Raw genomic sequence first — 21,119 nt, 5'->3', positions numbered from 1 at the left:
CCACTAGGACATATTGCTATTAATAAATGAGCTAATCAAGGCCGCCCTTTCAGCTACTTCACCCACTGATTGAGCTGGATGATGGGCAGCATGACCGCCAGCACGATGAGCATGACCACCGCGCCCATGACGACGATGAGCAGCGGCTCCAGCACCGTGGCCGCCTGCATGGCGCGGCGCTGCACATCAGTGCCCAGCTGCCCGGCGGCGCGTTGCAGCATGGCGGGCAGCGCGCCCGTCTGCTCGCCCAAGCGCGCAAACATGGCCAGCAGGCCCGGAAAGCGCTTTTTCTGCGCCAGGGCGCTGGCCAGCGGCGCGCCTTCGCGCACCATCACCAGCGCGTCTTCGGCATCGGCCCGCATGGCCTGGTTGCCCAGGGTTTCAGCGGCGGCCTGCAAGGCGCGCAAGATGGGCACGCCGGCGGCGGCCAGCATGGCCAGCGTGCTGGCAAAGCGCGCGGCGTTGTAGCCGCGCGAAAGGCGCCCCAGCAGCGGCAGGCGCAGCCAGGCGGCATCAAAACTTTGGCGCAAAGCGGCATTGCGCAACGCCAGCCGCAAGCTGGCCGCGCCCAGCGCCAGCGCCGCCAGCAGCCACCAGCCCCAGGCACGCACGAAATCGCTGATGCCCAGCATCGCCACCGTCAGCCAGGGCAGCGCCCGCTTGGCGCCCGCGAAAACGGCAGCCACCTGCGGCACCACGTAGCTGACCAGAAAAATGACGATGACGATGGCCACCAGCGTGACGATGGCCGGATACAGCGCCGCGCCCAGCAGCTTGGCTTTCAGCGCCTGGCGCTCCTCCAGATCGTCGGCCAGCCGCTCCAGCACCTGCTCCAGGTGGCCGCCCTGCTCGCCAGCGGCAATGACGGCGGTGTAGATGCCCGAAAAATCGCGCGGGTGCTGCGACATGGCGCGCGCCAGCGGCGCGCCCGCATTGACCTCCGAGCGCAGCGCGGCGATGCAGTGGCGCTGCGCCTCGTCTTCCGCCTCGTCAGCCAGCGCGGACAGCGCGCGCTCCAGCGGCAAACCGGCGGCCACCAGGCCCGCAAGCTGGCGCGTCCACACGGCAAGCTGGGCGCTGTCAAACGCGCGGCGGCGGCTTGCGCCGCCCAGGGCGCGCTGGGCATCGCCCGCAGAAATGGCCTGCACATCCAGCGGCGCAAGACCCTGCGCGCGCAACTGGGCGCGCGCGGCGCGGGCGGTATCGGCATCCAGCACGCCCTTGCGGGTCTTGCCGTCGGGCTGCAAGGCTTCAAACGAATAGGCGGGCATGACGAAAGGCTTGAAAAAACAGAATGTGAAAAATGGCGGCGGCAACAGCCACTTTCGGGCGAGACCTTGCAGAGCGCCTCGAATAATGGCCTTCTGTCTGGCAAACCACCAGACAAAACGCCAGATTTTGAAACAGCTTTGCCCGCCAGCCGAACGCCGTGGGCCATCTCGCTGGCAGCGTGCGCCAGGCAGGGGTGTGGGCCATGCAAAGCCAACAGCCAGATGACGCGATACCGGCCGCCATGCCCGGGAGTGAAAGCGCAAGTGAACTGCACGGCGCCAGGGCACGCGCAAAAGCCAGGCAATGTGCTGAAGGCCAAGGAGACAATCCATCGGGCAGAATGTCCGGACCCAATTTCCAAAATCGACTCTGATACATACAACCCGCTGCTTTCTTGGAAATCTATTTGGATCCTGCTGCAAAACGCGATTTTATTCATAGATCGTGTCAGGCGGGGAGCAAATATTATGCCAAAGCCATTCTGGATTGAATAACATGAAGCTGCCAAGTCTTGCCGATATAAGCCCGACCCATCTCCTGAACCTGGATGAGCGGATAGCCTTTCAGCATTTTTTTGGCAAATCACTCAAGGAGGCTGTAGCCATGTTTGCCGAAAAGGAATATTATGCCGAAGACTTGGGGTGGATGGGCAAAAATGCGTTTGAATATTATGTGAAGGCTTATATTGAATATCTGGATCATTGTTCGGCAGATGAATTTGATATCATGGATCCAATGCTTGTCGTGATGCAAAGGGCCATGTGGGACGATTGCCATGAAAATGTCAAGCTGTTGATCAATAAAATATCCGAATTAAAGCGCATATCGCCATGCGGGGATGAAAATTATGAAAGGCGTTATGATGAGGCTGTTCAAAGTATCATGAAGAACCGGGATCAATAAACCAGAAAATGTTCCGTACGCCGATGGCAGGCAACAGATTTATCCTAGGAACAGGAAAAAGCAACCAGAAAAACCGGCGTTTCCCATGCCGAAATCGAGAGGAGCCTGAAATGCAGAAGGTCTTACTATTATGTTTTACTGCCGTATTTCTGACGGGTTGCAGTGCTTTCAGCCACATGCTGGCAAAGCCAGTGGTCAGCGGAGGAAAGGGGATATGGAAATATCAAGGTACAACGATTTATGGCAGTGCCAGCAGTTTCCGCGTTCGAGATATCCAGGATGCAAGGTTCAGCGTTTCCAATTTTCTGGAAGGCGGATATGAAGTTGGTTATGAACTTGGGGAATGCCCGTGTCCGGATCTTGGCACTTTGAAGATCGCAATCAAAAGAAAAGGCGAGTTGATGTTCTGTGTTGAAGGGGTTCCAGTGAAACAAGAATTTGGTGTTGGATTCGTGCCCGTGAATATCTTTGGCTACAATCCAAATATCGCGCACAATGAAAACATAAGATCATATCATTTTCACGGAATTGATTTTCGCGGCGGCTATCCTGAAGTTTATTTCAGGCCCGATGAAACAACAGTGCATGAAATATACGGGATACCATTCCGCGAAAATGGTAAACAATTACGGCAACTACCGCTGGATGCAGCCACAGCAAATCCGTACGCCCGGCGCCACCAAGATATTGCCCGCTTCGTCATGGCGCCAAAGAAAACCAGCCGCTGAAGTGCGTGCAAAGAGTACGAATACAGCGCTGCTGACAGCCCATCTTGATCCGCGCTCCAGAAAAAAGCCCGTCAGGCAAAGCAGGACGGGCTTGAAGACTTGAATTTGGTACCACCAGCAGGAATCGAACCTGCATCTAACGCTTAGGAGGCGTTCGTTCTATCCATTGAACTATGGCGGCTGAGCGGCAAAAGCGCGCGATTGTAGGGGCGTGTGGCCTTCTGCCGAAGGGATTTTTCGTTTATTTCCTGCCGCGCAGCAGCGCCTTGAGCGCGGTTTGCAGGCGGCGGGCGTCGGCTTCGGTCCAGGCGCTGGCGAAAACCTGGGCGGCGTCTTGCGTCCAGGTGTCGGCCGGGGCGGGGTCGTTGCGGCGCGTGAGCAGTTGCAGTTGCAGGGCGCGGCGGGCCGTGAGGTGCTCGGCGGGCGTGGGGGCTTCAGAGGCCATTTCCAGGCGCAGCAGGGCGGTGGCGGCTTCGCTGGCAGGGGCGCTGGCGGCGCTGCCGATGGCTTGCGCCCAGGCGTTGCGGGCCGCTGCGGTGAGGGCGCTGCCCAGTTCGCCGGCGGCGGGCAGGCGGGCGGCGTCGCGCTCTTGCCAAGCGGTCATGAGCTGGGTCAGGGCTTCGCCGTGGGCTTGCGCGGCCAGCTTCTTGAGGGCGCTTTGGGCGTGTTCGAGCGCTTCGCGCTGGGCGCGGAAGGCGGCGTCGCCCAGGCGGGTGCGTTCGGCTCGCGGCTCGCGGGTGTCGCGCAGCGGGCGGCGGCCATCACGGCTGCCGGGGCCTTCGCGTCCGTCGCGCCGGTTTTCACGTCGGCTATCGCCAAGACGGCCACGTTCGCCGGGGCGGCCGGGTTTGGCCGCTTCGGTTTTTTTCATGCCGGGGCGGTCGTCGCCGCGCATGGCAATGAGGGGACGGGCGGGTTTGGGCGCAGCAGTTTTTTCAGCTTGCGCCGCATCATCAGCAGGCGCAGCTTCGGCGGCCGGGGCTTCGGGGGCTGGCGCGGTATTGGCGGCTTCAGCGGGCGCAGCTTCGGCAGCTTGCGGCGCGGCTTCGGCAGTTTGCGGTGCGGCTTCGGCAGTTTGCGGCGCGGCTTCAGCGGCCGGGGCGGCAGATTGGTTGCGCAAGGCGGCTTGCAACGCCGTCATGGCGGCACGGATTTGGGCGGCATCGCCAGCTGCGTTGGCCGCTTCCAGGGCCTGGGCGGCTTGCATGACGGCCTGGTCATGGGCGCTGCTGGCGGCTTGGGCTTTTTCGCGTTCGGCGCTCTTGCGGCCAAAGGCTTCGTCCAGCGGTTTGCGGAAGGCGTCCCACAGCTTTTGCTCGTGGCGGCGATCCAGCGGCACGGCTTGCGCTTCGGCCTGCCAGCGCTGTTGCAGCGCTTTGACGGCATCCACGCGCAAGGTGGCGGCAGCGGCCAGCTCTCGCGCTTCTTCAATGAGCGCCTGGCGGCGTTCGGCGCTTTGCTTTTGCGCAGCTTGCAGCCCGGCGGAGGCGGCGGCCAGGGCGGCTTTCCACTGCGTTTGCAGTTCCGCAAAGGCTTTTTCGGAAAGGTGGCCCGCGTTGCGCCAGCGGTCGGCGAACTGGTGGAGCTGGCGGTTGATGGCTTTCCAGTCAGACTGGGCCTGGCCTTGCAGGGCGGCAGCCCAGGTTTTGGCTTCTTCAATGAGGCTCAGGCGGGCGGCTTTGTGAGCAGCGCTTTCTTCGCGGGCTTTTTCCAGCCATTGCTCAACGAATTGGTGGGCCTGGTTGCAGGCGTGGTCAAAGCGTTTCCAGAGGGCGTGATTGGGGGCGCTGCCCTGGTCGGCGGCTTTCCATTCCTCACGCAGCTTGCGCAGGGCTTCTTGCAGCTTGCGGCCCGTGAGGGCGGGGGTCAGGATTTCTTCGGCGGCAGGCGCTTGCGGGGCCGCAGCGTCGACCTCGGGGGCGGCGCTGGCGGCGGTTTCCGGCGCGCTGGCGGGCGCATCGGCGGGCAGCGCGCCGCTGTCGCTGGCCTGGGGGGCTTCGGCAGGCGAAGCGGCTGGTGAAATGTCCGAAGGAATGTCCGCAGAAGGGGCGGTTTCCGGCGCTTTTTGCGCTTCTGCCGTGGCCTCAACGGGTTTGGCCGGGCGGCGGATGAGCAGGGCTTCAGCCTTGGCTACGAGCTGCTCGCGGATTTGGTCGGCGCTCCAGCGCTGCCAGCCTTGCAGCTCTCCTGCAGAAACCAGGGCTGCGTGTACGCGTGCTTCCAGTTTTTCATCGTCTATCAGACGGCCATGTTTTTTGAGCGATTGGCGCAGCGCGGCGGCGGCGCTGTGGGTGTCTTTGCTGTTGCCGGCCTGCACGGCTTGCTCCAGCAGCATCACGCCCGCTTCAACGGCTTTTGTGGCGGCCTGGCGCTGGGCGGGGTCAATCTTGGCGCGCGCGGCGGCTTTTTCGGCGGCGGCTTTTTCGCCTGCTTCGGTCGGCAGGCCACGGGCGGCGCGGATTTCATCGGCCCACACAGGCACGGGAGGCAGCGCGGCGGCGGTGTCTTGCGCGGCGGCGCGGGTCTGTTCCAGTGCAGCGCTGAAGGCGTCCCAAACAGCGGCCAGTTGCGCTTGCGCGGCTTCAATTTGCGGGGGGTAGCGCAAATCCACGCTAGCCCAGTTGGTGTCGGCTTGCAAGGCGGCGGTTTGCTCGCGCCAGTGGTCCACATCGGCTTGCAGGCTGGCGCACACAGCATCGGCGTCGGCCCAGGGCTTGGTGGACAGCAGTTCAATGCGCTGATGCAGCAACGCAGCCGCTTCGCGCTGCACCAGCGCGCGCTGTTGCAAATCTTCCAGCGCCTTGATGCGTTCGTCCAGCTGGCTGCGCAGGCCCAGCAGCGGCTCGCGTGACAGGGGCGCGCCCGCGCGGGCGGCGTCGCGCTTCCAGGCCAGGGCGTCGGCAATGTTCAGGCGTGCGGCTTGCAGCAGGGCTTCGGCTTTGGCGGCCCATTCGGCAGCCACGGCTTGCTGGCTGTGGGCGCGCTTGATTTCGTCCAGCCGCTCGCGCAGCGCCTTGGCCGCACCTTTGTCTTTGGCGGAAAGCTCCTTGTGCACTTGCTGCATTTGCTCCGCTGGCGGGTTGGTAGCCAGCCAGGCGCGGATGCGCGCGGCGCGCTCGCCCGATGTGGGTGCTGAAAATGCGCCGCCCGTGAGCGCATCCAGCGGGTGCGCCTCGGCTGCGGGCTTGGTAGCAGGGGTTTCGGGCTGGTCTTTGCTGTCGCGGGAGAAGGGGAACATGAACAAAAAGGCCGCTGCGGCCTGAAGAGGAGAACGAAAAACGGCGGCTATTGTCCCTGCTTTTGCCCGCTTTTCCGCGCGTGCCAGCGCCTTGCCTTGCGGCTTGGGGACAAGGGCCGCGCCTGCGGGAAAGCGCAGAAAAGATTTAAAAACAGGAGCAAATTCAGGAACTAAAAAGAGGCTTTCGCGCTGTACCTATCAGGACATCATGCTATTAATCCAGGAGCTGATTTTGCGTCTACGGCTTATATGGCGCTTGCGCCCTTTGACTCTTTTGCCTGCGTCATATCTACGCTGCCCCTTTTGAGACGGTCTTGACCGATGGGAAATCAATGAAGGCCACGCAGGCCATCACACGCAGGCCATCAGACAGGGCGTTGCGCCGTCAGCAAAACCCAGCCGTCTTGCGTGTCGGCCACTTGCAGCGCCAGCCAGGGGGCGTAGGCGGTTTGCAGCTCTTGCGTCTGGCGCTCCAGCACGCCGGCCAGCACCAGGTGGCCGCCAGCGGCAACGTGGCCGCACAGCAGCGGGGCCAGCACTTTGAGGGGTGAAGCGAGGATGTTGGCCAGCACCACGTCATACAGCCCGCTGGCCGCTTCGGGCAGGCCGCTGCGCACGCGCGCGCCGTTGGCAGCGGCGTTGCCTTGCGTGGCGGCCACGGCGTCGGGGTCAATATCCACCGCGTCGATTTCGCCCGCTCCGTGCAGGGCTGCGCCAATGGCCAGAATGCCGCTGCCGCAGCCGTAATCGAGCACGCGCTGGCCCTGCATGCGCTGGCGGGCAATCCAGCGCAGGCACATCTGCGTGGTGGGATGCGTGCCGGTGCCAAAAGCCAGGCCCGGGTCCAGGCGCATGACTTGGCGCGCGCCATCGGGCACTTCGTGCCAGGTGGGCACGATCCAAAAACCGGGAGCCACTTCAACCGGCGCGAACTGCGATTGCGTCAGGCGCACCCAGTCTTGCTCGGGCACAGGACCAAGAGAGGCCACGGCGCAGCCCGCGAAAAAGTCTTGCGGGGCCAGCAAACGAGCGGCTTCGCGGGCTTCGTTTTCATGCGCGAAAAGGGCCACGAGGCTGGAGCGCGCCCAGCCTTGTGCGGGCGCAGGCAGGCCCGGCTCGCCAAACAGGGCGCGCTCGGCGGATGTGTCGGCATCGGCGTCTTCCACCGAAACGCTCAGGGCTTGCAGGGCATCCAGCGCGTCGCACAGGGTTTCGACGCGGTCTTCAGGGGCGACAAGGCGCAGTTCAAACATGGGGCTTCCTTCAGTTGCGGCAGGCGGCTGCCGGATGGAGGGCGGATTGTCCGGCCTGCGGCAAGCCGGCAGGCGGCGGATGCCCTGAAAGACTGTTCAATGCCCGTCCGCAGGCGCGAAAGCGCGGACTCGGGCGCTCTGCGGCCTTGCCAGTCTTGGCCGGGCTGGATGGCTACTGCACAGGGCTTAGGGGCGGCCTGCATCCGCCGAATGACTTCAGAAACAGGAGCAAATTCAAGGGGCCCAAAAAACCGTCTTGCGCAATTTCTTCTAGGACATGCAGCTATGAATTCAGAAGCGAAATTGGGCCTTTGCCTAAGTTCCTTCTTCTCTCGCCGTTATGACTGTGCGGGCAGCCGGCCGTTTTGCTGTCAGACGAGGCCAAGGCCAGAAACGGCTGGCCCACATGGGCCGTTTTGCGTTACGCCTTCTGCCTTCTTTTTCGGAAGAAGAAATGCGGCGGCTGGGCGCGGGGTGTTTCAGATGTGTTTCGGCTTCATGTCCGGGCCGTCAGCCGGCCTATTCAATCTTCAATACCCCGCTGCGCCGGAATGCCGGCCCTGAAGGCGTGTTTGCGCATTTCCATCACCGTCACGGTGTCGGCCACGTCCATCAGCTCCTGCGGGCAGCGGCGGCCCGTCAGGCACACGTGCACATGGCGCGGGCGTTCGGCCAGGGTTTGCAGCACGTCTTGCAAAGGCAGCCAGCCGTAGATGAGCGGGTAAGTGATTTCATCCAGCACCACCAGAAAATGCTCGCCATCCAGAATGGCCGTGCGCGCTTTTTGCCAGCCCTGGCGCGCCAGTTCGGCGGTTTTCTCAATATCCTTGCTCATCCATGAAAAACCGTCGCCCAGCCCTTCGATGGGAATGCCCAGTTTTTCAAAAGCGCGATGCTCGCCAAAGCGGGCGCTGGGCACTTTCATGAATTGGAAAATGTGAATTTTCTTGCCGTGAACGTGCGTGCGCCCGAATGCCCGCAAGGCCAGGCCGAATGCGGCGGTGCTTTTGCCTTTGCCATCGCCGGTGTTGATGATGATCAGGCCGCGCCTTTCGCCTTCGGGGCGGGGGTTTGTGCGTTCGGTGGGTGGATTTTCGATTTGCATTTTTGGCGTTGAAACCTGGTTAAAAAAGAAAAAAGGCCATTTTCAAAGCCCGTTTCAAAATCCATTTCACACGGCAATGGCCGCCCATTGGGGCCTGCCGTCGGCCGCTGGCGGCAAGGGGTGGATGGCGATGCGGTCATCGAACACCGCTTGCAGGGCGCGGCGCGTGGCATCTTCCTGCACGGGGCCGCAGTGAAAGACGCCGCCCGCCCGCATCAGCAGCAGGTCATCGGCCTGCAAGGCCATGCCCAGCTCGTGCAGCACGCTGATGACGGCGCCGCCTGCTGCCACGTGGCGGCGCATGAGCGCCATCCAGTCGGCCTGGTGGGGCGGGTCCAGATTGGCCAGCGGCTCGTCCAGCAGCAGCACGGGCGCTTGCGTGGCCAGGGCGCGGGCCAGCAGCACGCGCTGGCGTTCGCCGCCGGAGAGCTGGCCCAGCGGCCTGCCGCGCCAGGCCCACGCGCCGGTGTCGCGCAAGGCGGCTTCGGCCGCTTCACGATCGGCGGCCGAGGGCGTGGCCAGCCAGCCTTGGTGCGGCAGGCGGCCCAGCATGGCCACATCCCACGCCGTCAGCTCGCCTGAAACGGCTTCGGCCTGCCCCAGCCAGGCCACGCGCCGCGCGCGCTGCGGCCCGGTCAGCGCCGCCAGCGGCTGCCCCAGCACGCGCGTCTGCCCTTCATGTGGCAGCAGCAGCCCGGCCAGGCATTGCAGCAAGGTGGATTTGCCCGCGCCGTTCGGCCCCGCCACGGCCAGCCAGCGCCCAAGCGGCACGCTCAGGCGCACGCCGCACAGCACGCTCTGACCGCCACGGCGCAGGGTGATGTTTTCAGCTTGCAGGGCAGGGGGGCTGGGTGGATGGGGGTTCGGATTCACGGCGAAACGGTTTCTGGGCAATGCATCTGGGGCATCAGAAAGAGGAGCGAATTCAAGTGGTTTAAAAACGCCTTTCGCGCACGTTCCACTAGGACGTATTGCTATAAATAATGGAGCGAAATCAATCCTTCCAAGCGGCTTCATTCCCTGCGCGCCTGCTGGCGCATCAGCCACAGCAGATAACCGCCGCCCAGCGTGGCTGTGAGCACGCCCACAGGCAGCTCCTGCGGCGCCAGCAGCCAGCGCGCGCCGATGTCAGCTGCCAGCAGCAGCGTGCCGCCCGCCAGCGCCGCCAGGGGCAGCAGCCAGGCATGGCGCACCGGAGCGAGCTGACGCACCACGTGCGGCGCAGCCAGGCCGACAAAAGCAATCAGCCCCGTTTGCGCCACCGCCGCCCCCGTGGCCAGCGCCAGCACCGCCACCAGCGCGGCGCGGGCGGCAGGCAAGGGCAGGCCCAGGCTCCGCGCCGTGGCCTCGCCCAGCGAGAGGGCGTCCAGCACGCGGGCCAGCGCCCAGGCCGCCAGCAGGCAGGCCGCCAGCGCGGCGGCCATCAGCGCGCAGCCCGCCCAGCCCACGAAGGCGCTGCTGCCCAGCATGAAAAGCTGCATGGCCTGCAAGATGTCAGGCGCGGCCAGCGTGATCAGATCCTTGCATGCCCCCAGCGCATAGCCCGCCACCACGCCTGCCAGCAACAGGCGCAGCGTGTTCTGCGCCCCTTGCGCCAGCGCCAGCGCCAGCAGCACGCCGCCCAGCGCCCCCGCAAAAGCGGCCCCCGTCAGCCCCAGCCGCGCCAGCCAACCAGCGGCAGCCAGCGGCAGGCCCATGACGGCCAGCGCCAGCGCCACGGCCAGCGTGGCCCCCGAGGCGCTGCCCAGCAAAAACGGATCTGCCAACGCATTGCGAAACAGCCCCTGCGCCACCGCCCCGGCCAGCCCCAGCAGCGCCCCGGCCAGCCAGGCGCCCAGCGTGCGCGGCAGGCGCACATCCCACACGATCTGCCAGGCCGCTGCATCGCCCCACATCTGCCACAAACTGCGCCAGCCCGTGCTGCCCACGCCCAGCCCCAGGCAGGCCAAGGCGATGCCAGCCAACGACAAGGCGAAAACAAGACGGAAAACGGCAGGCATGAATCACGAACGGCCCAAATCGGCCGGATTTTCATGGATGAGAGTCAGACATGGGGTTAGACAAGCCGCAGGCTGCTGTGCCTTGCGGGCCTGCCGCTTTTGGCGCTGATTAAAAGCGTGGGCGCTCTACGTGCTGGCGAAGACTCATTGAAGGTGCTCCTCGAGTTGCTGGAAAAAGCATGCATGTCCTGCGTTACCAGCAACCTCACCTTGCCTCTGATGGGATTGAGCGGGAAGCATCGTTCTTAGCATCGCGCTTCACCCAATAGCTTCCCATAATTTGCCTTATGTTAAGTTAAGCAATCTTCTCTCCAACAAAAAATGCGCAAGCTCGAACTGTTCTCGGTCGAACTGTTTTCGGCGGATAGCGTCGGGCTAGAGCTTTTCCTCATCCAAAAAATTAAGCCGTAGCGCGGCGCGCTTGCTGATGCATCGCATGATCCATGACGACCAAAGCAAGCAATGCTTCCAGGATGGGCGTGGCGCGAATGCCGACGCAAGGGTCGTGGCGGCCTTTGGTGATGAGTTCGACCGCTTCGCCTGCCGTGTTGATGGAAGGACGGGGAATGAGGATGGAGCTGGTGGGCTTGATGGCGACGCTTACCTCCAGGTCTTGCCCCGTGCTGATGCCGCCCAGGATGCCGCCCGCGTGGTTGCTGGCAAAACGCGGGCGGCCCGCTTCGCCCGGGAACATGGCGTCGCCATGTTCGCTGCCTTTTTGGGTGACGCAGGCAAAGCCGTCGCCAATTTCCACGCCCTTGACGGCGTTCAGGCCCATCATGGCGTGGGCGATGTCGGCGTCCAGCCGGTCATACAAAGGCTCGCCCAGCCCGGCGGGCATGTTCCGGGCCGTCACGCGCAGGCGTGCGCCGCAGGAGTCGCCGCTTTTGCGCAACGCGCGCATGTAGTTTTCCAGCGCGGCGGTGTCGGCCACAGGGGCGAAAAACGGGTTTTGCGCCACGTAGTCCCAGCTTTCAAAGGCGATGGGCAGCTCGCCCAGCTGCGTCATGCAGCCCTGAAATTGCGTGCCGTGGCGCTCACGCAGCCATTTGCGCGCCACGGCGCCTGCGGCCACGGTGGGGGCCGTCAGGCGCGCGGATGAGCGGCCGCCGCCGCGCGGGTCGCGGATGCCGTATTTGCGGTAGTAGGCGTAATCGGCGTGGCCGGGGCGAAAGGCTTGCGCGATGTCTGAATAGTCTTTGCTGCGCTGGTCGGTGTTGCGAATCAGCAGGCAGATGGGCGTGCCGGTGGTTTGGCCCTGATACACGCCCGAGAGGATTTCCACCCGGTCGGCTTCCTGGCGCTGTGTGACAAAGGCGCTGCTGCCAGGGCGGCGGCGGTCCAGCTCAGGCTGGATGTCAGATTCGGCCAGCGCCATGCCGGGCGGGCAGCCGTCAATCACGCAGCCGATGGCCGGGCCGTGGGATTCTCCGAAGTTGGTCACGGCAAACAAAGTGCCCAGCGTGTTGCCTGCCATTTTTATGCCGCCCTGCCCTGTTCGCCGCCGTCGGTTTGCGGCCATTGCCGGATAAATGCCTTGAGCAGGCGGTTTTCAAAATCCTGGCTGCTCACCACGGCATGGGCCATGTCGTGAAAGCTGATGATGCCCATGAGCATTTTCTGATCCATCACGGGCATGTAGCGGGCATGGTGTTTGAGCATCATGCGGCTGACTTCTTCCATGTCGGTTTCGGGCGTGCAAGTCAGGGGGCTGTCATTCATCACGCTGCGCACGTGAATGCTGTCCAGCGGACGGTTTTGCGCCAGCGCCAGAATGACTTCACGAAAAGTGAGCAGGCCCGCCAGCTCGCCATGCTCCACCACCACCAGCGAGCCAATGTCTTTTTCAGCCATGACGGCAATGGCCGCCTCCAGGGTTTCGCCAGCTTGCACGGTAAACAGGGTATTGCCCCTGATTCGCAAAATATCGCTGACTTTCATGGCGGCCTCTTGAGTGCGGGGAAAAGAAGGAAATGAATATAGCCCAGTCCAAGGCTGGCGCTTCTGGATGAAACCTGAATAGAGCGCCGCTGGCGCATAGACCCTGACTGATAACGCTTGTTATTCGCTGTGACAAAATAACGAGCCTCGCAGCTAGAAGGAGACTTGTTTCATGTCGCGCCACCCTTTGAGTTTCAGTGTTTTGGCCGCTGCCAGCCTGCTGGTTTGCGCCGGAGCCGCGCAGTCGCAGGATTTGCACGCGGGCCATGCCCATGTGCAGAAGCAGAAAAAAAACCAGGAGCAGGCCGTGCTGCCGCAAGTGACCGTGACGGCCACGCGCAGCGAAGAAGACGCCCGCACCGCGCCCGCTTCCGTCACGGTGTTTGACCGCCAGACGCTGCAGCAAAGCAGCCGCCCTGATGAAGACTTGCTCACCCTGATTGAAGACGCGCCGGGCCTGACGCTTTCGGCGCGCCAGGTGGGCGGGCGCAAAACCTTCACCCTGCGCGGCATGAACGATTCGCACACGCTGGTGCTCATGGATGGCCGCCGCATTGCCGCCTCGGACGACGTGGTGGGCCACTCCGATTACCAGTACGGCTGGGTTCCCGCCTCTGCCATCGAGCGGGTGGAAGTCATTCGCGGCCCGCTCTCGGCCCTGTATGGCTCCGAGGCGCTGGGCGGCGTGGTGAACATCATCACCCGCTGGCCCACCGACAAATGGGAAGGCTCGGTCAGCCTCTCCGGCCAGCGCGCCAGCAGCGCCAAATGGGGCGGCACGGGCGGCAAAACCGCTGTGTACGCGGGCGGCCCCGTGGCGCAAGGGCTGGCGCTGCGCGTCAATGCCGAGCGCAGCCACGTCAATCCCGTGGCCCTGCGCGAAGACCGGCGCTATAGCGAAATCGAAGGCCGCAGGAGCACTTCCGGCAGCCTCTCGGCGCGCTACGCGCTCAACGCCCGCCACACCTTCGAGGCAGGCATTCAGCACGGCAGCGAAGACCGCTTCTACGACGACGTGGCGCGCAGCGCCCGGGCCACGCCCTACCAAAACACCTACAAAGTCAATCGCGACCACGGCTACGGCCAGTGGAACGGCGTTTTCGGCAACGACGTCAAAACGCAGCTGCGCGCCTACCGCAGCGCCATTGGCGTGAGCACGCACCGCACCAACGGCGTTGCGCCCACGCGCCCGCAAGACATGCGCGACGTGGTGGGCGATGGCTTCGTGCAGTGGCGCATGGGCGGCCACCGCCTCACCGCCGGCGGCGAATGGCGGCGCGAAAAACTCATCAACGCCGGGCTGACCGGCGGCAAAGACAGCGCCACGCACAAGGCCCTGTTCGCGCAAGATGAATTCGCCTTTGCCAGCCACCTCATCGCCACGCTGGGCGTGCGGGTGGACCATCACCAGATCTTTGGCAACCACGTCAGCCCCCGCGCCTACCTGGTCTGGGAGCCGAGTGAAAACCTCGTCATCAAAGGCGGCGTGGGCGGCGCGTTCAAGGCGCCCACGCTCAAGCAGATATCGCCCAACTACGTGGGCGCCGAAGGCCCGCACACCTTCCTGGGCAACGCCCGCATCAAGCCCGAAAGCTCCACCTCGTTTGAAGTGGGGGCCGACTACACCACCGGGCCGCTTTCGCTGCGCGGCACGCTGTTTCACACCCGCGTCAAAGACCTGATCTATTTCCGCGAAGTCAACCGCCAGCGCATGGGGCGGCTGGTGCGCGTCACCTACCAGTACGACAACGTAAACCGCGCCACCGTGCGCGGCGCGGAGCTGGGCCTGAGCTGGGCCTTCGCCCCCGGCTTCAAGTGGAACAACGACCTTACCTTGCTGCGCACCAAAGACAGCAACTCCGGCGTGGAACTGACCGGCCGCCCGCGCCAGGTGCTGCACTCGCAACTGCAATGGCAAGGCGCCTGGGGCCTGAGCGCACGCCTGGGGCTGGACTACACGGGCCGCCAGCGCATCAGCCAAAGCGGCGGCCGCCTGCCCGCCTACACCCTGTTCAACCTCAGCGTGGGCCAGCAAGTCAACAAGATGCTGAGCTGGCGCGTGGGAGTGGACAACATTGGCAACGTGCGCCTGGCCGACAAATCAGACAACTTTGGCTACGCCATTCGCGGCCGCACCCTGGCCGTGAACGTGCGGGCCGATTTCTGATGCGCTTGCGCAGCCCTTGCGAAAAGGCTTTTTTCGCTCCTTGTTTGATAGCATGAGGTCCGCAAGGAGATTGCGCAGGATGCCCTTTTATGGGGTCTGTATTTGCTTCTGTTTTTGATGAGAAGCAGCCCCTGCTCAAGCAGGGGCGCGCGGCCCGGAAGGCCCATGAATGAAATACGGCGCCAGAAATGCCGCCGCGCATTGACGAAATGAAAGCGCCGAATCTTCAGCCATGTCATTTGTCCGTTTTCACCTGGCCCGCCCATCCGGAAATATCCGTTCATGCGCATGGCCGGATTCATTCCGGATGGCAGTGATGAATATGCTCTTTCCTGAATCAGCGCCCTGCCCCGCTGCTTTTCCGGTTTGCCGGCCTGGCATTCCAGCCCGTTCCGTGCGCCCTGCCCTGCGGGCCGCTTTCGCGCAAGGGCCATCCTGCACCCGTCATGGGCTTCAAAAAAGATAGCTGCCCGCGCTGATTCCATCAGGACTTGCGGCCGATTGGATGCCCAAAAGCGCCACCCGGTCCGCTGCCCGCAACCGCCTCTTTTCCAACCGCCCAGCCAGATACGCCATGTCCCGTCTCGCCCTTGGTCTTTTGCGCCGTTTTCTTCTTTTCTGGCTGGCCGCCTGCTGGCTGGCCTGGCCTGCCCTGGCCCAGCCGCCAGTAGGCGGCGCGCCGCACAAACTGCTGTTCATCGCCACGTCCAACGTGCCCAAGGGCAAATTTCACGAACTGGCCCAAATGGCCGCGCCCTACGGCCTGGCCGTGGATTCATACATCGTGCCGTTGGGCGCGGGCGCGGGCGCGCTGGAGCCGCAGCGGCTCAAGGGCCATGAAGCCGTTTTGCTGGATTTGCCCATGCGCCCGCAAACCTTGGCGGCCATGGGCGACATCGTGAAAAACATTGAAGCGCCTTATTTCGCCTGGCTGCATGAATCGGAAACGCCGCTGGCCGGCGGTTTTGACGAAAAGCAGCTTAAAAACCTGATTGCCTATTATGAAAATGGCGGCGAGCGCAACATGAAAAACTTTCTCGCGCTGCTTTCGGCCATTGTTCACAAAAAGCCCGCCCCGGCTGATTTGCCCGCGCCCGTGGTCTTTCCAAAATCCGCCGTATATCACCCAAAAGCGCCCGATCTGGTTTTTGCCAGCGTGCCCGAATTTCTGAAATTCAAGGGATTGAGCCAGGCGCAGATTCAGGGCCAGGCCGAGCGGCCGCCCATCATCGCCTTGTCCATCCATCAGGAATACATCTCGGGCATGCAAACGGGCTTTATTGACGACCTGGTGCAGCGCATCGAAAAAACAGGCGCCATTGCCATGCCCATTTACGACCGCATGCTGCCCGCTGGCGACATCGGCAAGCTGCTGCGCCCCTTTGCCGCAGCGAATGCCAGCGGGCAGCCCGATGCCGCCCCGCTGGCCGACGCCATCGTCAGCTTTCAAATCACGCTCAACGCCGAAGGCCGCCGGAAAGAATTTGAAGAATTGGGCCTGCCCGTCATTCAGGCCACCACCTACCGCACGGGCGACGAAGCCGCCTGGGCCGCCGACGAACACGGCCTGCCCATGGCCAGCATTCCCTTTTACATGACGCAGCCTGAAATGGCGGGCGTGGCCGACATCCAGATTGCCTCTGCCGTGCGCCAGGGCGGCGACGAGGCCATCGCCGCCATTCCCGCACAAATGCAGTCCATGGCCGGCAAGGCGCTGAACCTGGCCGCCCTGCGCCGCAAGCCCAACGCGCAAAAAGAGCTGGCGCTCATCTTCTGGAACCACCCCGGCGGCGAAAAAAACGTGGCCGCCTCGTTCATGAACGTGCCGCGCAGCCTCATCAGCGTGATGAAAGCCCTGCGCGCGGCGGGCTATGACGTGCCCGAGCCGCCCGAAGAAGAAAAACTCATTGCCGGCGTGCAGCGCCTGCTGGCCCCCGGCTACCGCGACGGCGAGCTGCCCGGCCTGCTCAAAGACGGCCTGGCCGCCTTGCTGCCCGTGGCGCAATACCGCCAGTGGCTGCAAAGCCTGCCTGCGGCCACGCAAGCGGCCATGCGCAAGCGCTGGGGCGAGCCGGAGCGCTCGGCCTACGTCATCCAGCAAGGCGGCAAAAGCTACTTCGTCATTCCCCGCCTGCAAATGGGCCGCCTGGCCCTGCTGCCCCTCATGGGCCGCAGCGACAAAGGCGTGGACAAAAACGCTGGCGAAGGCAGCCTGAGCGAAGCCGCCCTCTACCACTCCACCAAGGCCGACGCGCTGCCGCCCCACTCGTATCTGGCCGCCTACCTCTGGGTGCGCCAGGGCGTGATGGATGAAAAAGCCCTGCAAGCGGCCAAAAAACACCCGCTGCCGCCCGCAGCCTCGCCCGCGCGCGACGCGCTCATTCACTTCGGCACCCACGGCACGCAAGAGTGGCTGCCGGGCAAGGAGCGGGGCCTGTCCCTGTTCGACCCGCCCATGCTCGCCGTGGGCGACGTGCCCGTGGTCTATCCCTACATCATCGACAACGTGGGCGAAGCCACCCAGGCCAAGCGCCGGGGGCGCGCCGTCACCATCAGCCACCAGACCGCCGCCCTGCGCCCGGCGGGCCTGCACGACAAGCTGGAAGAAATCCACGAGCTGCTGCACAAATGGCTGGCGCAAGACGAAGGCGCCGTCAAGGCGCAATACGCCGCCGACATTTTGAAAATGGCCGAAAAAGAGCGCCTCATGGCCGACATGGCCTGGGCGCCCGAAAAAGCCAGGGCCGAATTCCCTGCCTTTGTGGACGCGCTGCACGTGCACCTGCACGAGCTGGCGCAAACCATCCAGCCCATCGGCCTGCACACCTTCGGCGAAGCCGCCACGCCCGGGCACCGCATCGCCACCGCCATGATGATGCTGGGCCAGCCCTACCAGGAAGCCGCCGCCCGCCAGGCCGGCGTGCCTGAAAGCGAGCTGGACGAAGCCCTCGTCATCAACTACGAAGCGCTGGACCAAAACCCCGGCTACCGCCTGCTGGCCGACTCCCTTGACGGCAAAACCCCCGCCAATCTGCCCGAAGAGCTGCAAAAGCAGCTGGCGCAAGGCAAAGCGTGGTGGCAGGCGCTGGACGCCAGCAGCGAAAACGCAGGCCTGCTGCAAGCCCTGGCGGGCCGCTACGTGCCCACCAGCACCGGGGGCGATCCCGTGCGCAACCCCGACACCTTGCGCACGGGCCGCAACCTCTACGGCTTTGACCCCAGCCGCGTGCCGCCCAAACAGGCCTGGGAAGCGGGCAAAAAAGCGGGCGACGCCCTCATTGAAGCCCACCGCCAGCAAAACGGCGGCAAATACCCCGCCAAGATCGCCTTTTCCCTGTGGTCTGCCGAAACCATGCGCCACCAGGGCCTGCTCGAAGCGCAGGCGCTGTGGCTCATGGGCGTGGAGCCGGTGTGGAACGCGGGCGGGCGCGTGGAAGGCGTGCGCCTCATCCCCCGCCAGGAGCTGGGCCGCCCGCGCGTGGACGTGGTCATCTCCGCCACCGGCCTGTACCGCGACCACTTCCCCAACATCATGGAAAAGCTCGCCCAGGCCGCCAAGCTCGCCTCCGAGGCCGAAGGCGAAAGCGAAGCCGACAACCCCATTGCCGCCAACACCCGCCGCATTGCCAGCAAACTGCGCGCAGGCGGCATGAGCGAAGCCGACGCGCTGGACGCCGCGCAAACGCGCATCTTCTCCTCCGCCTCGGGCCGCTACGGCACCGGCATCAACTACGCCGCCATGGACACCGGCCAGTGGCAAGGCAAGGCCGAGGGCGACCGCAAGCTCGCCCGCCTTTACCTCTCGCGCATGCAATACGCCTACGGCCCCAACGCCGCCAAATGGGGCAGCACCCTGGCAGGCGATGGCGAAGATGAAGGCGGCGGCAAAGCCAGTGGAAAAGAAAGCGGCAAAGCCAGCGCCCAGGACGCCCCCAACCTCTACGCCGAACAATTGCGCGGCACCGAAGGCGCCGTGCTCTCGCGCACCTCCAACGTCTACGGCATGCTCACCACCGACGACCCCTTCCAGTTCCTCGGCGGCATTGGCCTGGCCGTGCGCCACCTCGACGGCAAAGCGCCGCAGCTGTACATCAGCAACCTGCGCAAGGCGGGCGGCGAACGGCTCGAAACCGCCGCCCAGTTCCTGGCCAAAGAACTGTCCACCCGCCAGTTCCACCCCGGCTACATCAAGGGCCTGATGGCCGAAGGCTATGCCGGCACGCTTGAAGTGCTCGACGCCACCAACAACTTCTGGGGCTGGACCGCCGTCTCCCGCGAAATCGTGCGCGACGACCAGTGGCAGGAAATGATGGATGTCTACGTGCGCGACAAACACCAGCTGGGCCTGAACCAATGGTTTGAAAAGCACAACCCCCACGCCCAGGCCCAAACCATCGAGCGCATGGTCGAAGCCATCCGCCAGGGCTACTGGCGCACCGACGAGCAAACGCTGGCCGATCTGAAGGCCCGCTACGTCGAACTCGCACGCAAATACGACGTGCGCAGCGAAAACGCCCCGTTCACCGCCTTCGTCAATGACCCCGCCAGCACAGCCCCGGCCCCCGGCTTCGGCCTGGAAGCGCCCGCTGCGGCCGCCCCGACCGAGCAGCCCGCCCAGCCGCAGGCTGAACAACCGCCCGAAACACCGCCCAAAACACCGCCCGAACAAGCCGCCGACACCCCGCCCGCCGAAACCGTGCGCGGCATGCAGCTCGAACGCCAGCAGCCGCCCCCCCCGCCTGATGGCAGCGACGAAACCGACTGGCAGCGCCTGATCGCCATCTGCGCCCTGCTCGCCCTCATGGCCGTCGGCGCAGCCAGCCAGGCGCGCGCCGGACGCAAGTGCAGGTAGGCAAGCAAGCAAAAGCGCGCCCCCAACGCGCCCCCAAAAGGGCGCGGGCGGCATCCATCACAAAGCCAATGCCTGCTCTATGACGGCCCTAGAAACTGCCCCGCTCCAGCGCCCGCAACCGTTGCACAGTTCTGAAAGCCTCTTTTATTGCTCATCAATCCATAGCATGACGTCCTAGTGGAATCTGCGATGAGCGGTATTTGAACCCCATCAAATTTGCTCCTGTTTTTGATGCCATCTTGGAAGAAAGCCAGGAAAAGCGCTGAAGCGGGCCTCAGCGGCTCGCTGCAAGCCCAGCGCCACAAATGAAAGCGCTGCAGATGGAAGTGCCGCAGATTTGCCACGCCGGCCTGCGCGAATCAGCGGGCGGGGGCTTTGCGGCCGTCGCAAGTCCGTCACAATCGGCCCTTCTCGTTTACGGCCTGTTTCATGAATCCCCGCCTTGCCCGTTTGCAGCCCTATCCCTTTGAGCGGCTGCGCCAGTTGTTTGCCGGTGTGCAGCCGCCTGCGGCGCTGCGCCACATCAACCTGGGTATTGGCGAGCCGCGCCACGCCGCGCCGCCGCTGATCAGGCAGGCGCTGGATGAAGCGCTGGCCGATGGCCTGGCGGGCTACCCTGCCACGGCGGGGCTGCCGCTGCTGCGCGAAGCTTGCGCGGCCTGGCTGCGGCGGCGCTACGGCGTGCAGGCGGACGCGGCCACGCAAGTGCTGCCCACGCTGGGTTCGCGCGAGGCGCTGTTTGCGCTGGCGCAGACGGTGATTGACCCCACGCGGGCGCGGCCCACGGTGGTTTGCCCCAATCCCTTCTATCAAATCTACGAAGGCGCGGCCTTGCTGGCTGGCGCCGAGCCGCATTACGTGCCCAGCGACGCGGCGCGCAATTTCGCGCCGCGCTGGGACCAGGTGCCTGAGGCCGTGTGGCAGCGCACGCAGCTGGTCTACGTGTGCTCGCCCGGCAATCCCACGGGCGCGGTGATGCCGCTGGACGAATGGCGCATGCTGTTTGAGCTGAGCGAGCGGCACGGCTTTGTCATTGCCTCTGACGAGTGCTACAGCGAGATTTACTTTGACGACGACGCCCCGCCGCTGGGCGGCTTGCAGGCGGCCATGCAGCTGGGGCGCGGCTGGCGCCATCTCGTCATGCTCACCAGCCTGTCCAAGCGCAGCAGCGTGCCGGGGCTGCGTTCGGGCTTCGTGGCGGGCGATGCGCAGCTGCTCAAATCGTTTTTGCTCTACCGCACCTACCACGGCAGCGCGATGGGCGGCGCAGTGCAGGCGGCCAGCGCCGCTGCCTGGGGCGACGAAGCGCACGTGCGTGAAAACCGGCGGCTGTACCGCGACAAGTTCGCGCAGGTCATGCCCATCTTGCAGCCGGTGATGGATGTGCGCCTGCCCGATGCGTCGTTTTACCTGTGGGCCGGGGTGCCGCCCGCCTTTGGCGGCGATGACGCGGCCTTTGCCCGCGCGCTGTATGCCGCGTGCCATGTGACGGTGCTGCCAGGCAGCTTTCTGGCGCGCGAGGCGGCGGGCTTCAACCCGGGCGCGGGCCGCGTGCGCCTGGCGCTGGTGGCGCCGGTGGATGAATGCGTGCAAGCGGCGCGGCGCATCGCGGCGTTCATCAGCGGCAACCCTGATTGAACGCTGGTTTTACCGATTTCAA

General features: G+C 64.4%; 13 protein-coding genes and 1 tRNA gene. 5 read left to right on the top strand and 9 right to left on the bottom strand.

Annotated elements, in window-relative coordinates; translation table 11 throughout:
- Positions 1-53: 53 nt before the first annotated feature.
- Positions 54-1,271 carry a type II secretion system inner membrane protein GspF gene (gspF, locus tag C1720_RS11040; RefSeq protein ID WP_102284232.1) on the bottom strand — a complete coding sequence of 406 codons (1,218 nt, stop codon included), beginning with the start codon at positions 1,269-1,271 and terminating at the stop codon, positions 54-56.
- A gap of 496 nt (positions 1,272-1,767) precedes the next feature.
- Here gspF and C1720_RS11035 point away from each other — a divergent pair, with 496 nt between their 5' ends.
- A complete protein-coding gene (locus C1720_RS11035) occupies positions 1,768-2,175 on the top strand; it encodes a hypothetical protein (protein WP_146007003.1) in 408 nt (135 codons plus the stop codon).
- Positions 2,176-2,183: 8 nt separating this feature from the next.
- The gene (locus C1720_RS13260; RefSeq protein ID WP_146007002.1) at positions 2,184-2,903 is read left to right on the top strand and encodes a hypothetical protein; all 720 of its coding nucleotides are present in this window, start codon (positions 2,184-2,186) and stop codon (positions 2,901-2,903) included.
- A gap of 106 nt (positions 2,904-3,009) precedes the next feature.
- Here C1720_RS13260 and C1720_RS11030 read toward each other — a convergent pair.
- From C1720_RS11030 to C1720_RS10995, 8 genes are all read right to left on the bottom strand, one after another.
- Positions 3,010-3,084 (bottom strand) — tRNA-Arg (locus C1720_RS11030).
- Between the two features lie 60 nt (positions 3,085-3,144).
- Positions 3,145-6,141, bottom strand: coding sequence for a DUF349 domain-containing protein (locus C1720_RS11025; RefSeq protein WP_102284644.1), 2,997 nt, complete (start codon positions 6,139-6,141; stop codon positions 3,145-3,147).
- A gap of 365 nt (positions 6,142-6,506) precedes the next feature.
- Complete coding sequence (gene prmA, locus C1720_RS11020; protein ID WP_102284231.1) at positions 6,507-7,394, bottom strand: 50S ribosomal protein L11 methyltransferase; 888 nt, start codon at positions 7,392-7,394, stop codon at positions 6,507-6,509.
- Positions 7,395-7,917: 523 nt separating this feature from the next.
- Positions 7,918-8,499 (bottom strand): cob(I)yrinic acid a,c-diamide adenosyltransferase, encoded by a 582-nt coding sequence (cobO, locus tag C1720_RS11015; RefSeq protein ID WP_102284230.1) that lies wholly within the window; start codon positions 8,497-8,499, stop codon positions 7,918-7,920.
- Between the two features lie 66 nt (positions 8,500-8,565).
- Positions 8,566-9,372 (bottom strand): ABC transporter ATP-binding protein, encoded by an 807-nt coding sequence (locus C1720_RS11010; RefSeq protein WP_439650758.1) that lies wholly within the window; start codon positions 9,370-9,372, stop codon positions 8,566-8,568.
- 140 nt (positions 9,373-9,512) lie between these two features.
- The gene (locus C1720_RS11005) at positions 9,513-10,499 is read right to left on the bottom strand and encodes a FecCD family ABC transporter permease (RefSeq protein ID WP_102284228.1); all 987 of its coding nucleotides are present in this window, start codon (positions 10,497-10,499) and stop codon (positions 9,513-9,515) included.
- A 400-nt stretch (positions 10,500-10,899) separates the two neighbouring features.
- Positions 10,900-11,976, bottom strand: a complete 1,077-nt coding sequence (gene aroC / locus C1720_RS11000) for a chorismate synthase (protein ID WP_102284227.1) — start codon at positions 11,974-11,976, stop codon at positions 10,900-10,902.
- A gap of 2 nt (positions 11,977-11,978) precedes the next feature.
- On the bottom strand, positions 11,979-12,440 hold the full coding sequence (locus tag C1720_RS10995) for a CBS domain-containing protein (RefSeq protein ID WP_050714336.1): 462 nt from the start codon (positions 12,438-12,440) through the stop codon (positions 11,979-11,981).
- Positions 12,441-12,612: 172 nt separating this feature from the next.
- Here C1720_RS10995 and C1720_RS10990 point away from each other — a divergent pair, with 172 nt between their 5' ends.
- From C1720_RS10990 to dapC, 3 genes are all read left to right on the top strand, one after another.
- Positions 12,613-14,607, top strand: a complete 1,995-nt coding sequence (locus tag C1720_RS10990; protein ID WP_199170995.1) for a TonB-dependent receptor plug domain-containing protein — start codon at positions 12,613-12,615, stop codon at positions 14,605-14,607.
- Positions 14,608-15,181: 574 nt separating this feature from the next.
- On the top strand, positions 15,182-19,459 hold the full coding sequence (gene cobN, locus C1720_RS10985; protein WP_233199948.1) for a cobaltochelatase subunit CobN: 4,278 nt from the start codon (positions 15,182-15,184) through the stop codon (positions 19,457-19,459).
- 429 nt (positions 19,460-19,888) lie between these two features.
- On the top strand, positions 19,889-21,097 hold the full coding sequence (gene dapC, locus C1720_RS10980; RefSeq protein WP_102284225.1) for a succinyldiaminopimelate transaminase: 1,209 nt from the start codon (positions 19,889-19,891) through the stop codon (positions 21,095-21,097).
- Positions 21,098-21,119 lie beyond the last annotated feature (22 nt).

Origin of the sequence: Ottowia massiliensis (assembly GCF_900240305.1) — a bacterium.
Classification (GTDB): Bacteria; Pseudomonadota; Gammaproteobacteria; order Burkholderiales; family Burkholderiaceae_C; genus Ottowia; species Ottowia massiliensis.
This window is presented reverse-complemented; position numbering and strand designations above follow the sequence as displayed.

Excerpts from the sequence above, each read along its gene's own strand:
- C1720_RS10990 (WP_199170995.1), top strand. The coding sequence starts at position 12,613 with ATGTCGCGCCACCCTTTGAGTTTCAGTGTTTTGGCCGCTGCCAGCCTG.
- gspF (WP_102284232.1), bottom strand. The coding sequence starts at position 1,271 with ATGCCCGCCTATTCGTTTGAAGCCTTGCAGCCCGACGGCAAGACCCGC.
- C1720_RS13260 (WP_146007002.1), top strand. The coding sequence starts at position 2,184 with ATGTTCCGTACGCCGATGGCAGGCAACAGATTTATCCTAGGAACAGGA.
- cobN (WP_233199948.1), top strand. The coding sequence starts at position 15,182 with ATGTCCCGTCTCGCCCTTGGTCTTTTGCGCCGTTTTCTTCTTTTCTGG.
- cobO (WP_102284230.1), bottom strand. The coding sequence starts at position 8,499 with ATGCAAATCGAAAATCCACCCACCGAACGCACAAACCCCCGCCCCGAA.
- C1720_RS11025 (WP_102284644.1), bottom strand. The coding sequence starts at position 6,141 with ATGTTCCCCTTCTCCCGCGACAGCAAAGACCAGCCCGAAACCCCTGCT.
- aroC (WP_102284227.1), bottom strand. The coding sequence starts at position 11,976 with ATGGCAGGCAACACGCTGGGCACTTTGTTTGCCGTGACCAACTTCGGA.
- C1720_RS10995 (WP_050714336.1), bottom strand. The coding sequence starts at position 12,440 with ATGAAAGTCAGCGATATTTTGCGAATCAGGGGCAATACCCTGTTTACC.
- prmA (WP_102284231.1), bottom strand. The coding sequence starts at position 7,394 with ATGTTTGAACTGCGCCTTGTCGCCCCTGAAGACCGCGTCGAAACCCTG.
- C1720_RS11035 (WP_146007003.1), top strand. The coding sequence starts at position 1,768 with ATGAAGCTGCCAAGTCTTGCCGATATAAGCCCGACCCATCTCCTGAAC.
- C1720_RS11005 (WP_102284228.1), bottom strand. The coding sequence starts at position 10,499 with ATGCCTGCCGTTTTCCGTCTTGTTTTCGCCTTGTCGTTGGCTGGCATC.
- dapC (WP_102284225.1), top strand. The coding sequence starts at position 19,889 with ATGAATCCCCGCCTTGCCCGTTTGCAGCCCTATCCCTTTGAGCGGCTG.